Origin of the sequence: Streptomyces africanus, from assembly GCF_002150735.1 — a bacterium.
GTDB classification, from domain to species: domain Bacteria; phylum Actinomycetota; class Actinomycetes; order Streptomycetales; family Streptomycetaceae; genus Streptomyces; species Streptomyces africanus.
Genome location: NZ_MUKA01000732.1, coordinates 1 through 419 on the forward strand (window position 1 = coordinate 1; position 419 = coordinate 419).

Annotated in this window: 1 protein-coding gene and 1 pseudogene; one reads left to right on the plus strand and one right to left on the minus strand. The window is 71.8% G+C overall.

The genetic code is table 11. The features are described 5' to 3' along the window. Positions 1–214, minus strand: a pseudogene (locus CCL05_RS43725) (GAF domain-containing protein); the annotation flags it as partial. Here CCL05_RS43725 and CCL05_RS43730 point away from each other — a divergent pair. After that, positions 150–419: GAF domain-containing protein (locus CCL05_RS43730; RefSeq protein ID WP_244204643.1), on the plus strand; the 270-nt coding region annotated here is incomplete at its 3' end. The pseudogene CCL05_RS43725 and the gene CCL05_RS43730 overlap by 65 nt on opposite strands.

Sequence of the window (419 nt, forward strand, 5' to 3'; positions counted from 1 at the left end):
GCGGATAGCCGAAGCACAGAACGCCCTCGATACGTCCGCTGAGCGGGTCCCGGACGGGCATCGCGACGCAGGCGTTGCCCTGGGAGCGTTCCGCGAAGTGCTCGGCGCCGTAGACGCGGATGAGCTGCCGCTCCGCCAGGGCGAGGCCGATGCCGTTGGTGCCGGCGACCTGCTCGGCGAACACGAATCCCGGCACCCGCTGGATCGCCGGCACCAACGGCATCGGCCTCGCCCTGGCGGAGCGGCAGCTCATCCGCGTCTACGGCGCCGAGCACTTCGCGGAACGCTCCCAGGGCAACGCCTGCGTCGCGATGCCCGTCCGGGACCCGCTCAGCGGACGTATCGAGGGCGTTCTGTGCTTCGGCTATCCGCGCAGTTTCGAACAGCCCGCGCTGGGTGCGGCGATCCGCCGGGCGGCC